At 68.8% G+C, this 1,982-nt stretch carries 3 protein-coding genes; all 3 read left to right on the forward strand.

What is annotated here, in order from left to right; genetic code table 11:
* Positions 1–776: DUF5915 domain-containing protein (locus tag ON23_RS08880; protein ID WP_039777430.1), on the forward strand; the 776-nt coding region annotated here is incomplete at its 5' end.
* Between the two features lie 113 nt (positions 777–889).
* Positions 890–1,144, forward strand: a complete 255-nt coding sequence (locus tag ON23_RS37390) for a hypothetical protein (protein ID WP_039777431.1) — start codon at positions 890–892, stop codon at positions 1,142–1,144.
* A gap of 212 nt (positions 1,145–1,356) precedes the next feature.
* Positions 1,357–1,932, forward strand: coding sequence for a C40 family peptidase (locus ON23_RS08890; RefSeq protein WP_039777432.1), 576 nt, complete (start codon positions 1,357–1,359; stop codon positions 1,930–1,932).
* Positions 1,933–1,982: the final 50 nt, after the last annotated feature.

The raw sequence follows: 1,982 nt of genomic DNA on the forward strand, positions 1-1,982 counted from the left end.
AGCGGTCGGTGCATCTGACCGACTGGCCCGGCGAGACCGAACTGCCGCGCGATCCGGAGCTGGTGTCGGCGATGGACGAGGTGCGTTCGGTGTGCTCGACGGTGCTGAGCCTGCGCAAGGCGCAGAACCTGCGGGTGCGGCTGCCGCTGTCCGAGGTCACCATCGCCGCGCCCGATGCGGAGCGGTTGCGTCCGTTCGCCGATCTCGTCGCCGACGAGGTCAACGTGAAGAAGGTGGACCTGACCACCGATGTGGCCGCGCACGGCCGGTTCGAACTGGTCGTCAACGCCCGCGCCGCCGGTCCGCGGCTGGGCAAGGACGTCCAGGGCGTGATCAAGGCGGTGAAGGCCGGCCAGTGGCGCGAGGACGACGGCGTGGTCACGGCGCTGGTGCCCGGCCACGACGACGGCATCGCGCTGCTGCCCGAGGAGTACACCCAGCGTCTGGTGGCGGCCGAACCCGAGTCCACCGCCGCCCTGCCCGGCAATGCCGGGCTGGTGGTGCTGAATTCGGAGGTCACCGAGGAACTCGAGGCCGAGGGCTGGGCCCGCGACCTGATCCGCGATCTGCAGGAGACCCGCAAGTCGCTGGGCCTGGACGTCTCCGACCGGATCACGGTGGTGCTGGAGGTGCCGCAGGAGCGCGCGGAATGGGCGCGCACCCACCGCGACCTCATCGCCGGGGAAATCCTCGCCACCGAGCTGAGCTTCGCGCCCGCGGGCGCCGAGGCGGCCGAGGTGGTCGGCGGTGTGCGCGCCGCGATCACCAAGGCCTGAGCACGCGAATCCCGAAAACGAGCCCGGTCCGGACTGTCGGACCGGGCTCGTTCGGCACTGCCCGATCCTTCGCCCGCCTCACGGCTGCGCGGGCAGCGCGCGTGCGGAGCCGTATGAGCCTTGATCGCGTCGGCTCGGTCGGCTCGGTCGGCTCGGTCGGCTCGGTCGGCTCGGTCGGCTCGGTCGGCTCGGTCGGCTCGGTCGGGCGCATGTATACCCAGGTAGACGGGGGTTACACACCGCACCTGAGTGAGGCGACGGGTGTGAGCGCGGCGTGTGGCGCGTCGATTCCCGGTATGACCTGGGGTGTGTCCCGTGAGGCCGGAACGGATCACGGTTGCGGATTGGTACTTGTGGTGTACGTGTGACTTGCGCTAAAACAGCTATGTCACAGCAACCATCACTCTTTAGTTGAGCTTAGGTGTTTTTTCCGGATCGACCCCCGTTGAAACTGCACTACCAGGTAGTTGACCGGCTGAGATGCCCGTGGGGAAGCGGCCATCCCAAGTCCATGCTGTGTGCTGTGTAATCGCCGGTCGGTATGCCGTGGTGGATGCATGTCATACCGAAGGGCGAGCACATGGCACCGTCATCCGTGCGCGGATCCTCGCGCCGCAGATACACCCGCTATCTCCTGGCCGCGATCGCGGCGACCGTCTCCGTCTCGATATGGGCAGGTCCGGCCACCGCCGCACCCGCCGACACCGGCAGTTCCTCCGGATCTCTCGACTCGGGCAGCAGCTCCGGATCGGGTAGCGGATCGGCCTCCGGTAGCGCCAGTGGTTCGGCGGCGCTGCCGTTGCCGAGCCCGCGGGCGTCGATCGCGCTGAGCGTTGCCGGCTCACAGGCGGGCAAACCCTACGAATGGGGCGGGACCGGGCCCAACGCCTACGACTGCTCCGGACTCGTGCAGTGGGCGTTCCGGCAGGTCGGCATCCTGCTGCCGCGCACCACCTGGGAGCAGGCCACCGCGGGCAGTGCCGTGCCGTTCGGCGCGATGATGCCCGGCGATGTGGTCATCGTGAATACCGACGGCTCCCACGAGGGCATCTACGCCGGCGGCGGCATGCTGCTCAACGCCTACGGGCCCGGCGTGCCGATCGGGCTGACACCGCTGAGCGAATTCGACATCTACGCGATCCGCCGCTTCTTCTGAGCAGAGTGCCCGGGCTGCGAATTCTGCGTACCGCAGCCCGGGCGCTGGAC

Origin of the sequence: Nocardia cerradoensis NBRC 101014, assembly GCF_000308535.1 — a bacterium.
In the GTDB taxonomy this organism is placed as follows: Bacteria; Actinomycetota; Actinomycetes; order Mycobacteriales; family Mycobacteriaceae; genus Nocardia; species Nocardia cerradoensis.